The organism is Nocardioides sp. S-1144, assembly GCF_005954645.2.
Lineage (GTDB): Bacteria > Actinomycetota > Actinomycetes > Propionibacteriales > Nocardioidaceae > Nocardioides > Nocardioides dongxiaopingii.
The window spans coordinates 1,889,529-1,909,935 of sequence record NZ_CP040695.2 but is presented as its reverse complement, the minus strand read 5'-3'; the positions used below and the strand labels follow the sequence as shown (position 1 = coordinate 1,909,935).

The 20,407-nt window shown below is 71.9% G+C and carries 21 protein-coding genes; 7 read left to right on the top strand and 14 right to left on the bottom strand.

Annotation, left to right across the window (positions count from 1 at the left end; genetic code table 11):
- Positions 1 to 38: 38 nt before the first annotated feature.
- A complete protein-coding gene (locus tag FE634_RS08985; protein WP_262347631.1) occupies positions 39 to 1,427 on the bottom strand; it encodes an alanine/glycine:cation symporter family protein in 1,389 nt (462 codons plus the stop codon).
- A gap of 238 nt (positions 1,428 to 1,665) precedes the next feature.
- Here FE634_RS08985 and nucS point away from each other — a divergent pair, with 238 nt between their 5' ends.
- The 4 genes from nucS to FE634_RS08965 all read left to right on the top strand — a co-directional run bounded on the left by nucS (position 1,666) and on the right by FE634_RS08965 (position 3,854).
- On the top strand, positions 1,666 to 2,364 hold the full coding sequence (gene nucS, locus FE634_RS08980) for an endonuclease NucS (protein ID WP_187366863.1): 699 nt from the start codon (positions 1,666 to 1,668) through the stop codon (positions 2,362 to 2,364).
- Positions 2,365 to 2,370: 6 nt separating this feature from the next.
- Complete coding sequence (locus FE634_RS08975) at positions 2,371 to 2,970, top strand: DUF952 domain-containing protein (RefSeq protein WP_138875680.1); 600 nt, start codon at positions 2,371 to 2,373, stop codon at positions 2,968 to 2,970.
- A 56-nt stretch (positions 2,971 to 3,026) separates the two neighbouring features.
- Positions 3,027 to 3,371, top strand: a complete 345-nt coding sequence (locus tag FE634_RS08970; RefSeq protein ID WP_138875679.1) for a hypothetical protein — start codon at positions 3,027 to 3,029, stop codon at positions 3,369 to 3,371.
- 75 nt (positions 3,372 to 3,446) lie between these two features.
- Positions 3,447 to 3,854 carry a hypothetical protein gene (locus FE634_RS08965; RefSeq protein WP_138875678.1) on the top strand — a complete coding sequence of 136 codons (408 nt, stop codon included), beginning with the start codon at positions 3,447 to 3,449 and terminating at the stop codon, positions 3,852 to 3,854.
- A 30-nt stretch (positions 3,855 to 3,884) separates the two neighbouring features.
- On the opposite strand, the gene FE634_RS08960 is transcribed toward FE634_RS08965, so the two are convergent.
- From FE634_RS08960 to FE634_RS08940, 5 genes are all read right to left on the bottom strand, one after another.
- Positions 3,885 to 4,748: an FAD-dependent oxidoreductase gene (locus FE634_RS08960; protein ID WP_148240525.1), complete on the bottom strand. Its 864-nt coding sequence runs from the start codon at positions 4,746 to 4,748 to the stop codon at positions 3,885 to 3,887.
- Between the two features lie 11 nt (positions 4,749 to 4,759).
- On the bottom strand, positions 4,760 to 5,284 hold the full coding sequence (locus FE634_RS08955) for a ferritin (RefSeq protein ID WP_138875677.1): 525 nt from the start codon (positions 5,282 to 5,284) through the stop codon (positions 4,760 to 4,762).
- A gap of 26 nt (positions 5,285 to 5,310) precedes the next feature.
- On the bottom strand, positions 5,311 to 5,499 hold the full coding sequence (locus tag FE634_RS08950; RefSeq protein ID WP_134766251.1) for a hypothetical protein: 189 nt from the start codon (positions 5,497 to 5,499) through the stop codon (positions 5,311 to 5,313).
- Positions 5,500 to 5,545: 46 nt separating this feature from the next.
- Entirely contained in the window at positions 5,546 to 7,603 is a 2,058-nt protein-coding gene (locus FE634_RS08945) for a protein meaA (protein WP_137292087.1), read from the bottom strand.
- An 83-nt stretch (positions 7,604 to 7,686) separates the two neighbouring features.
- Positions 7,687 to 7,992 (bottom strand): STAS domain-containing protein, encoded by a 306-nt coding sequence (locus FE634_RS08940; protein WP_148240524.1) that lies wholly within the window; start codon positions 7,990 to 7,992, stop codon positions 7,687 to 7,689.
- A gap of 145 nt (positions 7,993 to 8,137) precedes the next feature.
- Between FE634_RS08940 and FE634_RS08935 the strand changes: the two genes are divergently transcribed.
- The 3 genes from FE634_RS08935 (at position 8,138) to FE634_RS08925 (ending at position 12,867) form a co-directional block, all read left to right on the top strand.
- The gene (locus FE634_RS08935) at positions 8,138 to 8,716 is read left to right on the top strand and encodes a cob(I)yrinic acid a,c-diamide adenosyltransferase (protein WP_137292089.1); all 579 of its coding nucleotides are present in this window, start codon (positions 8,138 to 8,140) and stop codon (positions 8,714 to 8,716) included.
- A 66-nt stretch (positions 8,717 to 8,782) separates the two neighbouring features.
- On the top strand, positions 8,783 to 11,998 hold the full coding sequence (locus FE634_RS08930; RefSeq protein WP_138875675.1) for a DEAD/DEAH box helicase: 3,216 nt from the start codon (positions 8,783 to 8,785) through the stop codon (positions 11,996 to 11,998).
- Between the two features lie 83 nt (positions 11,999 to 12,081).
- A complete protein-coding gene (locus tag FE634_RS08925) occupies positions 12,082 to 12,867 on the top strand; it encodes a YwaF family protein (protein WP_138875674.1) in 786 nt (261 codons plus the stop codon).
- On the opposite strand, the gene FE634_RS08920 is transcribed toward FE634_RS08925, so the two are convergent.
- The 8 genes from FE634_RS08920 to FE634_RS08885 form a co-directional block, all read right to left on the bottom strand.
- Positions 12,864 to 14,036, bottom strand: coding sequence for an MFS transporter (locus FE634_RS08920; RefSeq protein ID WP_262347630.1), 1,173 nt, complete (start codon positions 14,034 to 14,036; stop codon positions 12,864 to 12,866). The two genes, FE634_RS08925 and FE634_RS08920, sit on opposite strands and share 4 nt — an antisense overlap.
- The gene (locus tag FE634_RS08915) at positions 14,033 to 14,473 is read right to left on the bottom strand and encodes a DUF2550 domain-containing protein (RefSeq protein WP_148240522.1); all 441 of its coding nucleotides are present in this window, start codon (positions 14,471 to 14,473) and stop codon (positions 14,033 to 14,035) included. Before FE634_RS08915 ends, FE634_RS08920 begins: the two co-directional genes overlap by 4 nt.
- A gap of 48 nt (positions 14,474 to 14,521) precedes the next feature.
- Positions 14,522 to 14,917 (bottom strand): F0F1 ATP synthase subunit epsilon, encoded by a 396-nt coding sequence (locus FE634_RS08910; RefSeq protein ID WP_137292094.1) that lies wholly within the window; start codon positions 14,915 to 14,917, stop codon positions 14,522 to 14,524.
- Between the two features lies 1 nt (position 14,918).
- Positions 14,919 to 16,376, bottom strand: a complete 1,458-nt coding sequence (atpD, locus tag FE634_RS08905) for a F0F1 ATP synthase subunit beta (protein ID WP_137292095.1) — start codon at positions 16,374 to 16,376, stop codon at positions 14,919 to 14,921.
- A gap of 4 nt (positions 16,377 to 16,380) precedes the next feature.
- The gene (locus FE634_RS08900) at positions 16,381 to 17,295 is read right to left on the bottom strand and encodes a F0F1 ATP synthase subunit gamma (protein ID WP_137292096.1); all 915 of its coding nucleotides are present in this window, start codon (positions 17,293 to 17,295) and stop codon (positions 16,381 to 16,383) included.
- Position 17,296: 1 nt separating this feature from the next.
- Positions 17,297 to 18,934, bottom strand: coding sequence for a F0F1 ATP synthase subunit alpha (gene atpA, locus FE634_RS08895; protein WP_137292097.1), 1,638 nt, complete (start codon positions 18,932 to 18,934; stop codon positions 17,297 to 17,299).
- An 80-nt stretch (positions 18,935 to 19,014) separates the two neighbouring features.
- Positions 19,015 to 19,827 (bottom strand): F0F1 ATP synthase subunit delta, encoded by an 813-nt coding sequence (locus FE634_RS08890; protein WP_246060494.1) that lies wholly within the window; start codon positions 19,825 to 19,827, stop codon positions 19,015 to 19,017.
- The gene (locus FE634_RS08885; RefSeq protein WP_137292099.1) at positions 19,827 to 20,387 is read right to left on the bottom strand and encodes a F0F1 ATP synthase subunit B; all 561 of its coding nucleotides are present in this window, start codon (positions 20,385 to 20,387) and stop codon (positions 19,827 to 19,829) included. Before FE634_RS08885 ends, FE634_RS08890 begins: the two co-directional genes overlap by 1 nt.
- Positions 20,388 to 20,407 lie beyond the last annotated feature (20 nt).

The window sequence follows — 20,407 nt, the reverse complement described above, 5'->3', positions numbered from 1 at the left end:
GCCACTGTAGGGAGCGGGACGAGAGGGGGTGCACCCGGTCAGGAGGCGCGCTCGTCCTCCGGCACCTCGGCGATCGCGCCGCTGCGCAGTCCCTCGCGGAAGCTGCGGAGCTCGTCGCGCACCTTCGGGAGCAGCAGGTAGCAGGCGAGGAGGTTGACGATCGCACAGACGAAGAGCACGGCGTCGGCGAACGCGATCACCGAGGTGAAGGTGATGACCGAGCCGACGACGGTGAAGAGGCAGAACAGGAACTTGAAGAGCAGCTCGCTGCGGGCCGAGCGCCCGAACAGCGTCGTCCACGCCTTCATCGAGTAGTAGCTCCAGGTGATGAGGGTCGAGAACGCGAAGAGGGCCACCGCGATGGCCAGGACGACCGGGAACGACGGCAGGAACGTCTCGAAGGCGCGGGAGGTGACGACGACCCCGTCGGGCGCGTCGCCTCCCGCCGCGACCGTCTCCCGGGCCTCGCTGTAGTAGGCGGTGTCGGCGATGACGATGGTCAGGGCGGTCATCGTGCAGATCACGACGGTGTCGATGAACGGCTCGAGCAGGGCGACGAAGCCCTCGCTGACCGGGTGCCTCGTCTTGACCGCCGAGTGCGTGATCGGGGCCGAACCGACCCCGGCCTCGTTCGAGAAGGCAGCGCGCTGGAAGCCGACGATCAGCACGCCGACCGCCCCGCCGGCGACGCCGGTCGGGTTGAAGGCGCCGGAGACGATCGCGCCGATGGCGTCGGGGATCTGGACGGCGTTCCCGCCGATCACGAGGAGACAGGCGACGAGGTAGATGACCGCCATCGTGGGCACCAGCCGCGAGGTCACCTTGGCGATCGAGGAGATGCCGCCGAGGATGACCGAGCCGACGAGCGCAGCCAGGACGATGCCGAAGACGAGCGCCGACCCGGCCGAGCTCAGCAGGCCGTCCTCGCCGCCGGTGACCTCCTGGGCCTGGGCGAAGGTCTGGTTGGCCTGGAACATGTTGCCGCCGATCGCGCCGAAGAGCAGCAGCGCGACGGCGAAGATCGTGGTGAGCACCCTGGTGGTGAGCGCCCCGAACCTCTCGAAGGCGATCGGCAGGTAGCGGAACGGACCACCGGTGACCGACCCGTCCTCGTGGATCTCGCGGTACTTCACCCCGAGCGTGCACTCGACGAACTTGGTGCACATGCCCAGCAGGCCGGCCAGGATCATCCAGAAGGTCGCGCCCGGCCCACCGATCACCACGGCGGCGCCGACGCCGGCGATGTTGCCGAGGCCGACGGTTCCGGAGACGGCCGAGGAGAGCGCCTGGAAGTGGGTGACCTCGCCCGGGTCGGAGTCGCGGCTGTACCTGCCGCGCACCAGCGCGATCGAGGTCCTGACCCCGGTGAGCTGGATGCCGCGGAAGTAGACGGTGAAGACGGCGGCCGCGACGACGAGCCACAGCACGATCAGCGGGATCGTGACGCCGCCGATCTCCGGGGCGTAGAAGATGACGTCGCTGACCGCGGTGGCGACCGGCTCGAAGGCGTCGTTGATCGCCTTCTACGTGTCGGCCAACCAGCCGGGTGATTGCGTCGCGAGCGGCCCAGGTGCTGTCATGCCCCGTCACTCAACCCCAGACGCGCCACTCCCGCAAGCGGTCGGGTCGACACCCCTGGATCCACGACCGCTACATTCGGTTCCCGTGAGACTCGTCGTTGCCCGTTGCCAGGTCGACTACGCGGGTCGGCTCACCGCCCACCTGCCGATGGCGACGCGGGTGCTGATGATCAAGGCCGACGGCTCGGTGCTGGTGCACTCCGACGGCGGCTCCTACAAGCCGCTGAACTGGATGAGCCCGCCGTGCACCCTGCGCGAGGGCACCACCGACGACGGCCAGGTCGAGTGGACCGTCACCGCGCGCAGCACCGCGAAGGGGCCCGAGGACACCCTGCGGATCCTGATCGAGGAGATCCTCCACGAGACGACCCACCACCTCGGGGTCGACCCCGGCCTGCAGAAGGACGGCGTCGAGAAGCACCTCCAGGAGCTGCTGGCCGAGCACCCCGCGACCCTCGCCGAGGGCCTGAGCCTGGTACGGCGCGAGTTCCCGACGGCGATCGGCCCGGTCGACCTGATGTGTCGCGACGCCGGCGGCCTCAGCGTCGCCGTCGAGATCAAGCGTCGCGGCGAGATCGACGGCGTCGAGCAGCTGACCCGCTACCTCGAGCTGCTCAACCGCGACCCCGCGCTGACCCGCAGGGGCGCGGTCCGCGGCATCTTCGCGGCCCAGGAGATCAAGCCGCAGGCGCGGGTGCTGGCCACCGACCGGGGCATCGCCTGCGCCGTGGTCGACTACGACGCCCTGCGCGGCATCGACGACTCCGAGCACCGGCTCTTCTAGGCCCCCGTGCGGATCTTCCACATCGCCACCGTCGCCGACTGGGAGGCCGCCCTGCTCTCGGGGCGCTACACGACGTCGACCCTCGGGCGCACCCTCGCCGAGGAGGGCTTCATCCACGCCAGCCGCGGCGACCAGTGGCAGGGCGTGCTCGACCGGTTCTACGCCGGCGTGACCGAGCCGCTCCTGCTCCTCGTGCTCGACACCGACCTACTCATTTCGCCGGTGGTCGAGGAGACCGTCGAGGGGGCGCCCCCCGGCAGCGAGACGTTCCCCCACGTGTACGGCGCGATCACCCCGGACGCCGTCGTCCGCACGATCCCGCTGACGCCGGCCCCCGCGCCGGACCCGGCCCCCGCCGTCCCCGCCGCGGTCACGGACGCCGCCCCGGTCACGGACGCCGTCCCCGAGCCGTCCTTCAGCCGGATCTACTTCGAGGAGCTGTTCCGCAACCTGCTGGTGGCCAGCCTCGTCCTGGCCCTCGTGGTGGCCGCCACCCTCACCGGCAAGGCCCTGGACGACGACTGGGGCCCGGTCACCGGAGCCGTGCTCGGGCTGGTCGTCGGCGTGCTGGTGGCCCGCCGGGTCGCGGCCCGCCGAGGATCCTGACCAGACCGGCGGGGCCGGGAGGTTTCCTCGGTCACCTGCCTGGATATGTTCCGCTCGTGACTACATCGACCCTCCCCCGTACCCGCAACCGCAAGCGCACCCGGTTCCTCGGCCTGGCCGCGATGACCGTCGTCCTCGGCACGACGCTCACCGCCTGCGGCGGCAACGACCTCGACAACGCCACCTGTGGCGAGATCAAGGACATGTCGACCGACGAGTTCTTCGACTTCATGAAGGACGCCGCCGAGGACGACGGCTCCGACGACGCCAAGGAGCTCGTCGACGGTCTCGAGGCCCTGCCCGACGACCAGCGCGGCCCGTACCAGGACGCGTTCGTCGGCACGATCTGCGAGGGCGAGGACGACGGCACCAAGCTGAAGGACACCGAGTTCGGCAACTGACGACCAGATCCACCGCGCACGGCCCGCCCCGACCTCGGTCGGGGCGGGCCGTCGTCGTCCCGGTAGGTTCGGGGCGTGACCCCGCGCTCCCGCCTCGCCGTGACGACCGGCGTGGCGACCACGACGCTGCTGGCCCTCACGGCCTGCGGCAGCATCGCCGCGGACTCCCCCACCGACGCCTCCCTCGAGGGCTTCTGCACCGCGAGCGCGGCCATCGACCGCACCGCCGGCGACTTCGCCGCCGGGCTGGCCGAGACCGGGACGCCGGCCGGCGTGAGCGAGCAGGTCCGAGACGGGTTCGAGATCTACGTCGACGCCCTCGACGACAAGGGCGACGAGGCCTACGACGAGGCGCGCAACACCCTGGCCGTCCCGAGGGACGACGTCGCCGACGGCGACGCGTTCATCTCGTACATGACCGACACCTGCGAGCAGTACTTCGCCGACCGCGCCGTCGCCGGCGGCGACGCCTCGGCACCGTGAGCCCCGCCGGGAGCGCCCCGGCGTGCGCGCTCAGTCGGCGCTGACCGGCCCGACCAGCGCGACGACGTCGTCGGCGCACCCCCACGAGAGCGTCACCCCGGCGCCGCCGTGGCCGTAGCAGTGCACGATCCCGCCGACCCGCTCCAGGCGCACCTCGGGCCGCGTGGGGCGCAGGCCGACCTTGTGCCGCAGCACCCGCGCGTGGGCCAGGGCCGGCACCAGCCGCGCGGCGCGCGCGACGATGTCGTCGGCCGTCGCGGGTGACGGCGTCCGGCTCCACTCGCCGACGTCGTCGGTGCCGCCGACCACGATCTCCCGCTCGCGCGGCACGACGTAGGTCGGCCCCCGGGCATCGAGCCACCACCGGTCGAGGCCGACCTGCTCGAGGACGACCACCTGGCCGGCGGCCGGCACCACCGTCGGGTCGGCGCCGAGCAGCCGGGCGCCCAGGCCCGAGCAGTTGACCACCACGTCGCCGCGCTCGGCCCGGTCGGCACCGCCCAGGTGCGCCAGGGCCGACAGGTTGAGCCGGGTCAGCGTGCCGCCGAGCGACTCGACCCGCGCGACCAGCCAGCGCAGGTGGACCGGGAGGTCCACGACCGGGGCGACCCGGACGCCGTGCTCGACGTCGGTGCCCTCCATCAGCACGACGCCGTGCGGCACGCCGGTCCCGACCCGGCTCAGGGCCTCGTAGGCCGCGACCGACCGCGCCGTCCACGCCTCGACGAGGTCGGGAGGCCCGGCCCGGTGCGGGTGCACGAGCCCGGCCGCGACCGCGGACGTCGTCTCCAGCGGCAGGTCGCGGGCGACGACGTCGACGCGGTGGCCCGCCTCGAGCAGCCGCACGGCGCAGGTCAGGCCGACCACGCCGGCCCCGACGACGATGACCCTCATCGGGCTGGCGCCTACGCGCCGGCGATCCTCGGGGCGGTGGCGTCGGCGCCCTCGCCACCCTGCTCGCGGGCCACGTAGTCCTCGATGTCGTCGATGTCGTCGGCGTTGCGGTTGACCACGGCCAGCAGGTCGCTCATGGTGGCGACCTCCTCGACCTGTTCCTTGATGAACCACTGCATGAACTGCTCGGAGGCGAAGTCGCCCTCCTCGCGCGCGACCCGCAGCAGCTGGTTGATCTGCTCGGTGACCTTCTTCTCCTGGGCCAGCGCGAGCTCGACCGGGGCGACGACGCCCACGAAGGTCGGCACCGGTGCCTCGACGCCCGGGATCACGACGTCGGCGTCGGTGTCGAGGAGGTACTGCACCATCATCATCGCGTGGTCGCGCTCCTCGAGCGCCTGCCCGTAGAAGAGGGCGGCCATCTGCGGCATGGTCAGCGCGTCGTAGTGGACCGCGACCGAGAGGTACTGGTTGTGGGCAGACAGCTCGTTGCCGATCTGGGCGTTGAGCAGGTCGACGAAACGGGGTGCGGGCACGGGAGCCTCCGGGTCAGAGAAGGCTGTCAGGCCGCCTTCGTGAGCTTCTTCTTGGTGACCTTCTTGCCGTCGAGACGGACCAGATGGCGACGCTTCACGGTATACCCCGGGGGCAGCGTGCCCTCCTTGAGCATGCGCAGCGGGCACCGACCGCACTTCTTCCTCGACTCGCAGCACTTCATCTTCGGAAGCTTCGCGACGTTGCCCTTGCCCACGTCGACCAGGCTAGCAGAATGAGGTGAGGCTACCCTCTCCTGCGCCTCACCCCCGGGCTGCGAGCCCAGCGTCGGAGGCGAGGGGGTCGAGGCCGTGGGCGGCCCGGATGACCTCGACGATGCCGCCCATGATGGCGGTGAGGCCGAAGTCCTTCGGCGTGTAGACCGCGGCGACCCCCGCCTCCCTCAGCAGCCGGCCGTCGGAGTCCGGGATGATCCCGCCGACGATCACCGGGACGTCGTCGAGCCCGGCCGCGCGCAGGCCCTCCAGCACCGACGGCACCAGCTCCATGTGGCTGCCGGACAGGATCGAGAGGCCGACGCAGTGCACGTCCTCGGCCACGGCGGCGCTGACGATCTGCTCGGGCGTGAGCCGGATCCCTTGGTAGATGACCTCGAAACCGGCGTCGCGGGCTCGGACGGCGACCTGCTCGGCGCCGTTCGAGTGCCCGTCGAGACCCGGCTTGCCGACGAGCAGCCGCAGCCGTCCGCCGAGCTCCTCGCCGGTGGCGCGCACCCGCTCCCGGACGTCGGTGAGCTCGGCCCCGGCCTCGGCGACCCCGACGGCGCCGCCGACGCCGGTCGGCGCGCGGAACTCGCCGAAGACCTCGCGCAGGGTGCCGGCCCACTCCCCCGTCGTCGCGCCGGCGCGGGCCGCGGCGAGGGTGGCGACCATGAGGTTCGTGTCGGTCCTGGCGTCCTCGGCGAGCCGCTGCAGGGCCGCGCGGACGCCGTCCTCGTCGCGCTGCTCCTTCCAGGCCGCCACCGAGTCGAGCGCCGCCCGCTCGGCCAGCGGGTCGGCGGCCATGATGGCGCCGTCGAGGTCGGCGGTCAGCGGGGACGGCTCGGTGGTCTCGAAGCGGTTGACGCCGACGATCACCTCCTCGCCGTTCTCGATCCGGGCCCGGCGGGCGGCGTGCGCGGAGACCAGCTCCTGCTTCATGTAGCCGGACTCGACCGCGACGATCGCGCCGCCGAGGGCCTGGACCCGGTCCATCTCGGCCGTCGCGCCCTCGACGAGCTCGGCGACCTTGGCCTCGACCACGTGGGAGCCGTCGAAGATGTCCTCGTGCTCGAGGAGGTCGGACTCGAAGGCCAGCACCTGCTGGAGGCGCAGCGACCACTGCTGGTCCCACGGGCGCGGCAGGCCGAGGGCCTCGTTCCACGCCGGCAGCTGGACGGCGCGGGCGCGGGCGTCCTTCGACAGCGTCACGCCGAGCATCTCGAGCACGATCCGCTGCACGTTGTTCTCGGGCTGGGCCTCGGTCAGGCCGAGGGAGTTGACCTGCACGCCGTAGCGGAACCGGCGCATCTTCGGGTCCTCGACGCCGTAGCGGTCGCGGGTGATCTCCTCCCACATCCGCACGAAGGCGCGCATCTTGCACATCTCCTCGACGAAGCGGACGCCGGCGTTGACGAAGAACGAGATCCGCCCGACGACCCTGCCGAAGTCGGCCTCGGAGACCTGGCCCGACCCCTTGACCTGGTCGAGGACGGCGATCGCGGTGCACAGCGCGTAGGCGATCTCCTGCGTCGGCGTCGCGCCGGCCTCCTGCAGGTGGTAGCTGCAGATGTTGATCGGGTTCCACCTCGGGATCTCGTGCACGGTGTAGGCGATCATGTCGCTGATCAGGCGCAGCGAGTGCTGCGGCGGGAAGACGTAGGTCCCGCGCGAGAGGTACTCCTTGATGATGTCGTTCTGGGTGGTGCCGGCGAGCTGGTGGGCGACCTCGGAGGGCTCCAGGCCGGGGTTCTGCTCCTCGGCGGCCACCTGGTACAGCGCGAGCATCCACATCGCGGTGGCGTTGATGGTCATCGAGGTGTTCATCCCGGTCAGCGGGATGTCGTCGAAGAGCCGCCGCATCTCACCGAGGTGCGGCACCGGCACGCCGACCTTGCCGACCTCGCCGCGCGCCAGGGGCGAGTCGGGGTCGTAGCCGGTCTGCGTCGGCAGGTCGAAGGCGACCGAGAGCCCGGTCTGCCCCTTGGCGAGGTTGGTCCGGTAGAGGGCGTTCGACGCCGTCGCCGTCGAGTGCCCGGCGTAGGTCCGCATCACCCACGGCGTGTCCCTCGGCCGGCGTCCCGCGCTGTCCGTCTCGGTCATGGACCGAGGGTAGGCGGAAGTTAACTCGCTGGTAACTACGTCCGGAGTGGCATATCCGACACCCCGGGGCCTTGCCAGCGCACCTAGGCGGGGACGGCGGCGCGCTCGACCTCGACCAGCCGGTAGAGGTGGGTCAGGTGCAGCAGCCGGCGCACGGCGCCGTTGCACCCGCGCAGCGTGAGGTGCCGACCCTCGTGGACCGCGTGCCGCGAGGCGGCCGCGAGCACCCGGAGCGCGGTGACGTCGACCGAGTCGACGTCGGTCAGGTCGACGACCACGTGGTCGTGGGCGGCGAGGTGGTCGTAGACGGCGATCCGGACCTCCCAGGTGCTGCGCACGTCGAAGTCGCCGCTCAGCACGAGCGCGGGTCCGTCGCTCACGATGTCCATCGCTGGGCCTCCCGGTGTAGCGCAGGTCACACGTCGTCCTGTCACCCACTATGACGCTCCGAACGTCCCAGAGGTTGCACCGTGGTGCCAGCGAGTTTCGTCGCCGCCCCGCCCCGGCCGCGGCACCGCCCGCTACCTTCACCCCATGGTCAACCTCACCCGCATCTACACCCGGACCGGCGACGGCGGCGAGACCCGCCTGGGCGACATGAGCCTGACGACGAAGAACGACCTGCGGCTGCACGCCTACGCCGACGTCGACGAGGCCAACGCGAACCTCGGCCTGGCCGTCGCGCAGGGCGGGCTCGAGGACGACGTGGTGCGGATCCTCGTGCACGTGCAGAACGACCTCTTCGACGTCGGCGCCGACTTCTGCACCCCCGTGGTGCCCGACCCGGAGTTCCCGCCGCTGCGGATCACCCAGGACTACGTCGACCGGCTCGAGGCCTGGTGCGACCAGTACAACGAGCCCCTGGAGAAGCTGCGCTCGTTCATCCTCAGCGGGGGCACCCCCGGCGCCGCCCACCTGCACGTGTGCCGCACGGTCGTCCGGCGGGCCGAGCGCTCGGCCTGGGCCGCCTACGAGGTCCACGGCGAGGCGACGATGAACAAGCTCGCCATCACCTACCTCAACCGGCTCTCCGACCTGGTCTTCATCCTCGCCCGCCACGCCAACCGCGAGAACGGCGACGTGCTGTGGGTGCCGGGCGGCGAGCGCGGCTGAGCCCGGGGCGCCGGACCCGGCGTCCCTGGGGACGAGCAGCCCGCCCTGTCGGCGTCGGGTGGCAGCATGGACGACGACATGGACCTCCTGCGCCAGCTCATCCACGAGCACCTCGACGGACTCTTCGACCGGGGCACGCTGCACCGCGCCCAGGTCTACGTCGACGAGCGACTGGTGTCGGCCCCCACGATCGTGGCGGAGTCGGAGACGCACCTCACCGCCACCGCTCGGGTGCACTCCTCCGGCGGCGCGCCGTACCTGACCCGCCTCACCGTCCGGCTGGCTCCCGGCGTCCTCGACCTGTCGACCATCTGCAGCTGCCCGGTGCGCTTCGACTGCAAGCACGGCGCCGCGCTGGCGATGGTGCTGGCCGCGGGGTCCGACGAGCCGGTCGCCGACGACTGGCGCCACCGCCTCGACGTCCTGCTCGACGAGCTCGGCGACCTCGCCCCGCCCGCGGTCGACCCGACGCCGCTCGCACTCCAGCTGACCTGGGGGGTCAGCCACGACCGCTACCGCTACTCGCAGGCGCCCGACCTCCGCCTGCGCCCGATGCGGCTGGGGAAGCGCGGCCGGTGGATCAAGTCCGGCATCGGGTGGTCCGACCTCCCGGGCGCGCGGGTGCGGCGCGAGCACCTGGCCGCGCACCTCGACGTCCTGGCCTCGATGGCGAGCGGGCTCGAGCGGCACGGCGGCTACTGGTACGCCGGACGCGAGCCGAGCGCGGGCGACTTCGGGCCCGACGTCGTCCCCCTGCTCGTCGAGGCCCGCTCGGCCGGCGTCCGGCTGCTGCTCGAGGGCGTCGACGTCGTCGACCTGGTCGACAAGCCGGTGGCCCCGGTCGCCGACCTGTCCGCCGGCCACCCCGCCGACGCCACCGGTGACGGCACGACCCGGCTGGTGGTCGGTCTCGACCACGACGGCCGGGTCTGGCACGGCGACCGCGTCCGGTTCTGGGGCGAGCCCGCCCACACCGCCCTCCTGCACACCGGCGAGGGCGCCATCGCGCTGGCGCGCCTCGCGCGGCGCCTGCCCCGTGGCCCGGTCCGCGCCATCACCGGCGACCCGCTCGAGATCCCGGTCGGCGCCGCGGGCGAGCTGGCCACGGGGGTCGAGCGACTGCGGCGCCTGGTGCCGCTCGGGTCCCGCGACGGCAGCGTCGAGGTGCCGGAGCCGGTCCGTCCGCGCCTCCGGCTCACCGTCGTCTGGCACGGCGCCGACCGGGCCGACCTCGCCTGGTCGTGGCGCTACGGCGAGCACGACGTCGCCCTCGACCAGCCCGACGCCGTCCGCGACCACCGCGCCGAGCGCGACCTGCTCGCCGCGCTCCCCCAGCCCCCCGACACCGGGCGCCACGAGGTCAGCGGCGTCGACGCCCTGCACCTCACCCTGCTCGAGCTCCCGTCCTGGCGCGACTGCGACGACGTCGACGTGGTGGAGGTCGGTGCGCCCAGCCTCCGGGAGTCGGTCGCGGAGCCCGAGATCCGCTTCGACGTCGCGCCCCCCGGCGACGCCGCGCTCGCCGCCACCACCGACTGGCTCGACCTCGCGGTCTCCATCACCGTCGACGGCGAGCACGTGCCGCTGGCCGCCGTCCTGGCCGCGCTCACCCTGGGCGACGAGCTGGTGATCCTCCCGAGCGGCCTGTTCTTCAGCACCGACCGGCCCGAGTTCGCCCGGCTCGCCGCCCTCGTCCACGACGCCGCCACGCTGCGCGAGCGCGACGACGACGACGACCGGATCAGCGTCGGCCAGCACGACCTCGGCACGTGGGCCGAGCTCGCCGACCTCGGCGTGGTCGACGACCAGGCCGAGGAGTGGGTGCGCCGCGCGCGGGCCCTGCGCGACCTGGTCGACCTGCCGCGTCCCGAGCCCACGGGCGTGGTCTCCACGCTGCGCGGCTACCAGCGCGACGGCTTCCACTGGCTCGCCTTCCTCTGGCAGCACGGGCTCGGCGGGATCCTCGCCGACGACATGGGCCTCGGGAAGACCCTCCAGGTGCTCACCCTGGTGGCCCACGCCCGCGCCACCGACCCCACCGCACGCCCGTTCCTCGTCGTGGCACCGACCAGCGTCGTGCCCGGCTGGGTCGACGAGGCCGCACGCCACACCCCGGGACTCCGGGTGCGCGCGGTCTCGGCGTCCGCGGCCCGCCGCCCCGAGACCATCGCCGAGCTCGCCGCCGACGCCGACGTCGTGGTCACCAGCTACACCCTGCTCCGCCTCGACGGCGACGACTACGCCGCCGTCGCCTGGGAGGGCCTGGTGCTCGACGAGGCCCAGCAGGTGAAGAACCACCGGAGCAAGGCCTACGGCGTGGTGCGGCGCATCGACGCCCGGTTCCGCGTGGCGGTCACCGGCACCCCGTTCGAGAACCGCCTGCTCGAGCTGTGGTCGCTGCTGTCCATCGTCGCCCCGGGCATCTACCCCCACCCCCGCTCGTTCGTCGAGCACGTCGTCCGCCCGGTCGAGGACGACGGCGACGAGGCCGCGCTGCGCCGCTTCACCCAGCGCATCAAGCCCTTCGTGCTGCGCCGCACCAAGGAGCTGGTCGCCGCCGACCTCCCGCCCAAGCAGGAGCAGGTGCTGACCGTCGAGCTCACCCCGCGCCACCGCAAGGTCTACGACACCCACCTGGCCAAGGAGCGGCAGCGCATCCTCGGCCTGGTCGACGCCGACTTCGACGGCAACCGGGTCGCCATCCTCGCGGCGCTCACCAAGCTGCGCCAGCTCGCGCTCGACCCCGCGCTGGTCGACGAGGCCCACGGCGAGCTCGGCTCGGCCAAGCTCGACCTGCTCCTCGACCACGTCCACGAGCTCGTCGCCGAGGGCCACCGCGCGCTGGTGTTCTCCTCCTTCACCGGCTACCTCCGCCGGGTGCGCGACCGGTTGGCCGCCGAGGGCGTCGCGACCACCTACCTCGACGGCTCGACCACCGAGCGGGCCGCGGTGATCGACCGGTTCCGGCAGGGCGACGCCCCGGTCTTCCTCATCAGCCTCAAGGCCGGCGGCACCGGGCTCACCCTCACCGAGGCCGACTACGTCTTCGTGCTCGACCCCTGGTGGAACCCCGCCGCCGAGGCCCAGGCCGTCGACCGGGCGCACCGCATCGGTCAGGAGCGGACCGTGATGGTCTACCGGCTCGTCGCCGACGACACCATCGAGGACAAGGTGATGGCCCTCAAGGAGCGCAAGGCCGCCCTGTTCGCCCGGGTCGTCGACGGCGAGGGCACCACGGCACGGGCGATCGACGCCGACGACATCCGCGCCCTCTTCGACTGAGTCCGGCCCCGACGGCGGGCTCCCGGGGCGATCCGGGCCCGCGTACTCAGGCGGTGTCGGCCCGGTCCGGCGAGGGTAGGTCCATGCCCATGATCGCGCCGCTGGCCGCCGACCGCTTCCAGTCCTTCAGCACCGAGCACCTCCTCCTGATGGGGCTCGCGGTCCTCGGCTGTGTCGCCGCGATGGCCCTCGGGCGCCACCTCGCCCGCGGTGGAGCCGGCACGGAGACCCGCGTGCGCCGGGGGCTCGCGCTGGCGATCCTCGCCTTCACGATCCCGCTGCAGGTCCTCCAGCTGCTCCCGGGTGACTTCGACCTCGGCACGTCGCTCCCGCTCCAGGTCTGCGACCTCAGCTGGATGCTGGCGGCCTTCGCGCTGTGGACCCGGCACCCCGGCGCCTGCGCGCTGCTCTACTTCTGGGCCACCACGCTCGTCACCCAGGCGATCGTGACGCCGTCGCTGCAGGAGGCGTTCCCCGACCCGCGGTGGTGGATGTTCTGGGGGATGCACCTGGCCAGCGTCTGGGCGATGGTCCTGCTCGTCGCGCTCGGCGAGCGGCCCACCTGGCGCGGCTACCGCGTCGCGGTGGCGGTGACGTTCGGCTGGGTGCTCACCATGATGGGGTTCAACGCGATCTCGGGCGCCAACTACGGCTACCTCAACCGCAAGCCGTCGGTCAGCTCCCCGCTCGACCTGCTCGGTCCGTGGCCGGGCTACGTCGCGATCGAGGTCGTGGTGATCGCCGGGGTCTGGGCGCTGCTGACCCTGCCCTGGGTCCTCGGTCGCCGGACGCCGTCCGCCACCGGGGGCGGCGGGCGGGGCGACCACGACGACCGGGCCACCGCGCGCGACGGCGCGAGCGCCGCCTAGGAGGCCCGGACCGGACGCGTCGCCAGGACGGCGACCGCGGCCGGCACCATCAGCACCGCCACGACCTGGAGCGCCGGCAGGGTCCCGACCCGGTCGCCGAGGGAGCCCAGCAGCGGCGGCCCGCCGAGGAAGGCCGCGTACCCGATCGTCGAGACCACGCTGACGCGGGCGGCGGCCCGCGCGGGGTCGTCGGCGGCCGCGCTCATCCCCACCGGGAACCCCAGCGAGGCGCCCATCCCCCACGCGACGATCCCGACCACGACCACCGGCCAGACCTGGCCGTGCACGACGAGCAGCAGCCCCACCGCCGACAGCGCCGCGGTCGCCCACAGGCAGGGAGCGCGCCCCCAGCGGTCGAGCACCACCGGGCCGAGCAGCCGGCCGAGGGTCATCGCCGACACGAAGAGCGCGAAGCCCCCGACGCCGACCCAGTGCTCGACGTCGTAGCCGTCGACCAGCGCCAGGGTCAGCCAGTCGTTGGCCGACCCCTCGGCCACGGCGAAGGCCAGCACCATCACCCCGACGGCGAGCGTGCGGGGCTCGCGCCACGCCGCCGCGCTGCCCGACGGCGCCGGCTCGGGCTCGACCGGGAGGAACGTCCGGGTGGCCAGCAGCACCGCGCCGAGCACGGCCGCGCCCAGCACCACCAGGTGCGGCGCCATGCTCACCCCCAGCGCGACCACGGCGACGCCGAGCAACGCCCCGAGCACCGTGCCGAGACTGAACCCGGCGTGGAAGCGGGGCATGATTGTGCGGCCCAGCCGCCGCTCGACCTCGGCACCCTCCAGGTTCATCGCGACGTCCCAGGCGCCGATGCCGGCCCCCTGGGCGACCAGGCCGACCGCGGCGACGGGCACCGAGCCGACGACGTCGGCGGCCACGGCGGCCAGCGCCATCCCGGACACGCTGAGCACCGCTGCGGATCGGACGACGGCGGCCGCCCCGAACCGCGCGACCAGGGCGCCGCTCGTGGGCAGCGCCACCAGCGAGCCGACGGCGATCATCAGCAGCAGCACCCCGAGGCCGCCGTTGCCGAGGTCGAGACCGGAGCGCAGATCGGGGACGCGGGAGACGAAGGTGGAGAACAGGGCCCCGTTGAGCCCGAAGGCGAGCCCGACCGCGGTCCGGGCGCGCAGCAGCGACGCCGGCGCGGACACCGTGCTGCTCACCGGTCCCAGTCGGTGCCGGGCGGGCTGGCCTCCAGCCAGGACTGGAAGCCGGTCAGGGAGGCGGCCCCGAGGGCGAGCTCGACCTCACCGTCGGCCGACTGGCACACGATGACGACGTGGTCGGGGTACAGCGACATCTGCTCGACCCCGAGCGGAGCCCGGCGGCCGTCGTAGCTGAGGGCCTCACGCGCCCAGACCTTCTTCGGGCGGGGCGAGAGCGAGAAGAGCCGGAACCACTCCAGGCGCTCCCCGGAGTAGCGACCGACCCCGAGAACCCAACCGCGCCCGTCCCCGGAGGGACGGACGCGGTGTGAGAGCTCGATGGTGCCGTGGTTGCGCGTGATGACGCGGCGCCGGATGACGAGGGCGAGGCCGTAGAGCAGGATCAGGATCAGGATCGCGCCGGCGACGTCGACCACCCACTGCCACCACGCCATGTCGCTGAGCCGCTCCCTCTGCCTCGGAGCGCTCAGCCTAGCGGTGGGCTAGCGGGCCTTCTCGACCGCCCTGATCCGAGCCTCCGCACGGCGGATCCGCCGCTCGGTCTCGTCCGGGGCGGCGTCGCCGCCGCGGGCCTCGTCGAGGTCGGCGCGAGCCTGGTCGACGTTGATGTCCTCGGCCAGGACGGCGTGCTCGGAGAGGATGGAGACCCGGTCACCGGCGACCGAGAGGAAGCCACCGTCGACGGCGGCGACGACCACGTCGCCCTCGTCGCCGGTGATCTCCACGACGGCGTCGGTGAGCAACGACAGCAGCGGCGCGTGTCCGCGCAGCACACCGACGTCGCCCTCGACGGTGCGGGCGATGACCATCGTCGCCGTGCCGGACCACACGGTCCGGTCGGCGGCGACCAGCTCGACCTGCAGGGTGTCAGCAGCCATGTCAGAGGTTCTTCTGGATCTCAGCCCACTTGGCCTCGACGTCGTCGAGACCACCGCACATGAAGAACGCCTGCTCGGCCACGTGGTCGTAGTCACCGTCGGCGATCTTGTTGAACGCCTCGATCGTGTCGGCGACGGGGACCGTCGAGCCCTCGAGGCCGGTGAACTGCTTGGCCACGTAGGTGTTCTGCGACAGGAACCGCTGGATCCGGCGGGCCCGGGAGACGATGATCTTGTCCTCCTCGGACAGCTCGTCGACACCGAGGATCGCGATGATGTCCTGCAGCTCCTTGTTGCGCTGCAGGATCTGCTTGATCCGGATCGCGCAGTCGTAGTGCGCCTGCCCGATGTACTGGGCGTCGAGGATCCGCGACGTCGACGTCAGCGGGTCGACGGCCGGGTAGATGCCGAGCGAGGCGATCTCGCGCGACAGCTCCGTGGTGGCGTCGAGGTGGGCGAACGTCGCCGCCGGCGCCGGGTCGGTGTAGTCGTCGGCCGGCACGTAGATCGCCTGCAGCGAGGTGATCGAGTGACCGCGCGTCGAGGTGATCCGCTCCTGGAGCGTGCCCATCTCGTCGGCGAGGTTGGGCTGGTAACCCACGGCGGACGGCATCCGGCCGAGCAGCGTCGACACCTCCGAACCGGCCTGGGTGAACCGGAAGATGTTGTCGATGAAGAGCAGCACGTCCTGGTTCTGCACGTCGCGGAAGTACTCCGCCATCGTCAGGGCCGACAGCGCGACGCGCAGGCGGGTGCCCGGCGGCTCGTCCATCTGGCCGAACACGAGGGCGGTCTGGCCGATGACGCCGGCCTCCTCCATCTCGACGATGAGGTCGTTGCCCTCACGGGTGCGCTCGCCGACGCCGGCGAACACCGACACACCGCCGTGGTCCTTCGCCACGCGGGCGATCATCTCCTGGATGAGCACGGTCTTGCCGACGCCGGCACCACCGAACAGGCCGATCTTGCCGCCGCTGACGTACGGGGCGAGCAGGTCGATGACCTTGATGCCGGTCTCGAACATCTGCGTCTTCGACTCGAGCTGGTCGAAGGCCGGCGACTTGCGGTGGATGCCCCACCGCTCGGTCTCGCCGAGCTCCTCACCCTCCTCGAGGTTGAGGCAGTCGCCGAGGGTGTTGAACACGCGGCCGAGCGTCACGTTGCCGACCGGCACCGTGATCGGGCCGCCGGTGTCCTGCACCGAGGCGCCGCGCACGAGGCCGTCGGTCGGCTGCAGCGAGATGGCCCGCACGACGCCGTCGCCGATGTGCTGGGCGACCTCGAGCGAGAGCAGCTTGGACTCCCCCGACAGGTCGAAGGTGGTCTCGAGCTTGTTGTAGATGTCGGGCATGTTGTCGACGGGGAACTCGATGTCGACGACGGGCCCGATCACCCGGGCGATGCGGCCAGTGCCACCGGCACCGGTGTTGTTGGTGGTCTCTTCAACCGTTGCGGTCATTGGTCTACTCACTCCCTGCACTGGCATCGGCCAGCGCGTTGACGCCACCGACGATCTCGCTGATTTCCTGGGTGATCCCGGCCTGGCGGGCCTGGTTGGCAACGCGGGTGTACTTCTTGATGAGCTCTTCGGCGTTGTCGGTCGCCGACTTCATCGCCTTCTGGCGTGCGGCCAGCTCGGAGGCGGCCGCCTGCAGCATCGCGAAGAAGATCCGGCTCTGCACGTACTGCGGGAGCAGTCCGTCGAGCACGGCCTCCGGGGAGGGCTCGAACTCGTAGAGCGGCAGGACGTCGCCCTTCTCGGGCGCCTCGGTGCCCTCGACGACCTCCAGCGGCAGCAGGCGCACCGCGGTGGGCTCCTGCAGCAGCATCGAGCGGAAGCGGGTGTAGACGACGTGGACCTCGTCGACGCCGCCCTCCTCCTCGCGCTCCTTGAGGAAGGCCTCGATCAGCGCCTCCCCGACCTCGGCGGCGATGTCGTAGGACGGCTGGTCGGAGAACCCGGTCCACGACCGCACGATCGAGCGGTTGCGGAACTTGAAGTACGCCTCGCCCTTGCGACCGGCGATGTAGAAGTCGATCTCCTTGCCCTCGTCGCGCAGCTTCTCGGCCAGTCGCTCGGCCTCCTTGAGCACGCTCGAGGAGTAGGCGCCGGCCAGACCGCGGTCGCTGGTGACGATGAGCACGGCGGCGCGCTTGGCGTCCTCCTGCTCGGTCGTCAGCGGGTGGTCGACGTTCGAGAACGTCGCCACCGCCGAGACCGCGCGGGTCAGCTCACGGGCGTACGGCGCTGCCGCCTGGGCCCGCTGCTGCGCCTTGATGATGCGCGACGCGGCGATGAGCTCCATGGCGCGCGTGATCTTCTTCATCGACTCCGTCGACTTGATCCGCGCGCGGTACTCGCGCAGCGATACGGCCACGTCAGCCCCGCTTCTGCTTGACGATCTGCTCCTGCTCGAGCTCGTCGTCCTCGAGCGCCTCGGCGGCAGCCTCGTGGCCGACCTTGATCGAGCCTCCCTCGGAGGTCTCGAACTGGTCGAGGAACGAGTTGTAGGCGTCCTCGAGCCCGGCCTCGTCCTCGAACTTCTGCGACTCGCGGATCGCGGCGAGGATGCCCTCGTGGCTGCGACGCAGGTAGTCGAGGAACTCCTGCTCGAAGCGCAGCACGTCGCCGGTGGGCACGCGGTCGAGGCGACCGGTGGTGCCGATCCACAGCGAGACGGTCATCTCCTCGAGCGGGTACGGCGAGTAGGCCGGCTGCTTGAGCAGGGCCATCAGTCGCTGACCGCGCTCGAGCTGCTGGCGCGAGGCCGCGTCGAGGTCGGAGGCGAACATGGCGAAGGCCTCCATGGCGCGGAACTGCGCCAGGTCGACCTTGAGCGAGCCGGTGACGGCCTTCATGGCCTTGGTCATCGCCGAGCCACCCACGCGGGAGACCGAGACGCCGACGTCGATGGCCGGGCGCTGGTTGGACGCGAACAGGTCCGACTGCAGGAAGATCTGGCCGTCGGTGATCGAGATGACGTTGGTCGGGATGAACGCCGAGACGTCGTTGGCCTTGGTCTCGATGATCGGCAGGCCCGTCATCGAGCCGGCACCGAGGTCGTCGGAGAGCTTCGCGCAGCGCTCGAGCAGCCGGCTGTGCAGGTAGAAGACGTCACCCGGGTAGGCCTCGCGGCCCGGCGGGCGACGCAGCAGCAGCGACACCGCGCGGTAGGCCTCGGCCTGCTTGGTGAGGTCGTCGAACACGATGAGGACGTGCTTGCCGTCGTACATCCACTGCTGGCCGATGGCCGAGCCGGTGTAGGGGGCGAGGTACTTGAAGCCCGCGCTGTCGGAGGCCGGGGACGCGACGATGGTCGTGTACTCCAGCGCGCCGGCCTCCTCGAGGGCACCACGCACGGAGGCGATGGTCGAGCCCTTCTGGCCGATGGCGACGTAGATGCAGCGGACCTGCTTCGTCGGGTCGCCGGTCTCCCAGTTCTGCTTCTGGTTGATGATCGTGTCGATGCAGATCGTGGTCTTGCCGGTGGCGCGGTCGCCGATGATGAGCTGGCGCTGGCCGCGGCCGATCGGGGTCATCGAGTCGATCGCCTTGATGCCCGTGGCGAGGGGCTCGTGGACCGACTTGCGCTGCATGACGGTCGGGGCCTGGAGCTCGAGGGCGCGACGCGCCTCGGCCTCGATGTCGCCGAGGCCGTCGATCGGGTTGCCGAGCGGGTCGACGACGCGACCGAGGAACTTGTCGCCCACGGGGACGGAGAGGATCTCGCCGGTGCGGCGGACCGTCTGGCCCTCCTCGATGCCGTCGAAGTCACCGAGGATGACGACGCCGATCTCGCGGGTGTCGAGGTTGAGGGCCAGGCCACGGGTGCCGTCCTCGAACTCGAGCAGCTCGTTGGCCATGCACGACGGCAGACCGGCGACCCGGGCGATGCCGTCACCGGCGGAGGCGACCGTGCCGACCTCTTCCTTGCTGGCCGCGTCCGGCTGGTAGTCGGCGACGTACTTCTGCAGCGCGTCGCGGATCTCCTCCGGACGGATGGAGAGCTCCGTCATCGTGGTTCCTTCTCTCTTGGTTCGTACGTCGTGTGTGGGCCGGACCAGGGACGTGGCGGCCAGTGGGGCAGGTGGCTGGGTCAGCCGGAGATCTTGCGGCGGGCGTCGTCGAGGCGGCTGGCGACCGTGCCGTCGATGACGTCGTCACCGATCTCGACACGGATCCCGCCGAGGACGGTGGGGTCGACCAGCAGGTTCAGGTGCACCGGCCGGCCGTACTGCGCCGACAGGACGTCGGCGAGGCGACGCGTCTCGGCGTCGGTGAGCTCGCGCGCGACCCGGACGGTCGCCACACCCTCACCGTGGACCTCGGCCGCCGTGCGCTGGTAGGCGGCGAGCGCGACCGAGACGGTGCGGTAGCTGCCCGAGAGCGCCTGCTGGGCCAGGGTGATCGTGGACGGGAGCGCCTTGCCGCCGAGCAGGGCGGCGATCAGGCCGCCCTTGTCGCCGGCCGAGCGCGCCGGGTCGGAGAGCGCGTCGCGCAGCTCCGGGTTGTCCTTGACCGCCTGGGCGAAGGCGAACAGCTCGTCGGCCAGCCGACCCGAGTCGGTGCCGGCCGCCTTGACGAGGGCGACCACGCTCAGGTGCTCGAGCGTGTCGGCCAGGTCGCGCGGTGCGGTCCACCGGCGGCCGACGGCCGAGGTGAGCACCGTGAGCGCGCCCGCGGCCACCCGGGAGCCGAAGACCTCCCCGACGAGACCCTTCTTGGCCTCGGCGGGGATCGACGCGTCGGTGACGAAGCGCCGCAGCGCGGCCTCGGACCGCAGCGTCGAGGCGATGGTGAACAGCCCGTCGGCCACGGTCGCGGCCGAGGTCGAGTCGCCGAGGTTGCCCCCGAGCTCGTCGGTGAGGACGGCGGCGGAATCCGCCGATGCTCCGCGCAGGTCCATCATCAGCTCCGGCCCGGGGTGCCGGTCTCGAGGTCGGCCAGGAAGCGCTCGACGACCCGGCTCTGCCGCTCGTCGTCGTCGAGGCTCTCCCCGACGATCCGACCGGCCAGCGTGGTGGCGAGCGTGCCGACCTCGGTGCGGAGCGAGGTGACCGCCTGCTGGCGCTCGGCCTCGATCTGCGCCTTGCCGTGCTCGACGATCCGCGAGGACTCGGCCTGGGCCTGCTCCCGCATCTCGGTGATGATCACGGCGCCCTGCTCGCGGGCCTCCTCACGGATGCGTGCCGCCTCGTGGCGGGCGTCCGCGAGCTGCTTCTCGAGCTCGGCGAGCTTGGCGTCGGCCTCGGCCTGCTTCGTCTCCGCAGCCGCGAGACCACCCTCGATCGCCTGGGTGCGCTCGGTGTAGGTCGCCTCGAAGTTCGGGACGACGAACTTCTTCACGGCGAAGAAGAGAATGCCGAACACGACGATCGAGAGGACGATCTCGACCGCGTGGGGGACGAGGGGGTTGAGTTCCTCTCCCCCCGCAGCTTGCACCGCGAACGGTGCGATCAGTGACTGCATGCCTGGTCCTTCCGGGTCCT

Bases quoted from the DNA above. Each gene is read 5' to 3' on its own strand.
- FE634_RS08915 (WP_148240522.1), bottom strand. From the start codon at position 14,473: ATGGCGTGGTGGCAGTGGGTGGTCGACGTCGCCGGCGCGATCCTGATC.
- FE634_RS08940 (WP_148240524.1), bottom strand. From the start codon at position 7,992: ATGGACATCGTGAGCGACGGACCCGCGCTCGTGCTGAGCGGCGACTTC.
- atpD (WP_137292095.1), bottom strand. From the start codon at position 16,376: ATGACCGCAACGGTTGAAGAGACCACCAACAACACCGGTGCCGGTGGC.
- FE634_RS08925 (WP_138875674.1), top strand. From the start codon at position 12,082: ATGCCCATGATCGCGCCGCTGGCCGCCGACCGCTTCCAGTCCTTCAGC.
- FE634_RS08945 (WP_137292087.1), bottom strand. From the start codon at position 7,603: ATGACCGAGACGGACAGCGCGGGACGCCGGCCGAGGGACACGCCGTGG.
- atpA (WP_137292097.1), bottom strand. From the start codon at position 18,934: ATGACGGAGCTCTCCATCCGTCCGGAGGAGATCCGCGACGCGCTGCAG.
- FE634_RS08930 (WP_138875675.1), top strand. From the start codon at position 8,783: ATGGACGACGACATGGACCTCCTGCGCCAGCTCATCCACGAGCACCTC.
- FE634_RS08960 (WP_148240525.1), bottom strand. From the start codon at position 4,748: ATGAGGGTCATCGTCGTCGGGGCCGGCGTGGTCGGCCTGACCTGCGCC.
- FE634_RS08890 (WP_246060494.1), bottom strand. From the start codon at position 19,827: ATGATGGACCTGCGCGGAGCATCGGCGGATTCCGCCGCCGTCCTCACC.
- FE634_RS08935 (WP_137292089.1), top strand. From the start codon at position 8,138: ATGGTCAACCTCACCCGCATCTACACCCGGACCGGCGACGGCGGCGAG.
- FE634_RS08885 (WP_137292099.1), bottom strand. From the start codon at position 20,387: ATGCAGTCACTGATCGCACCGTTCGCGGTGCAAGCTGCGGGGGGAGAG.
- FE634_RS08910 (WP_137292094.1), bottom strand. From the start codon at position 14,917: ATGGCTGCTGACACCCTGCAGGTCGAGCTGGTCGCCGCCGACCGGACC.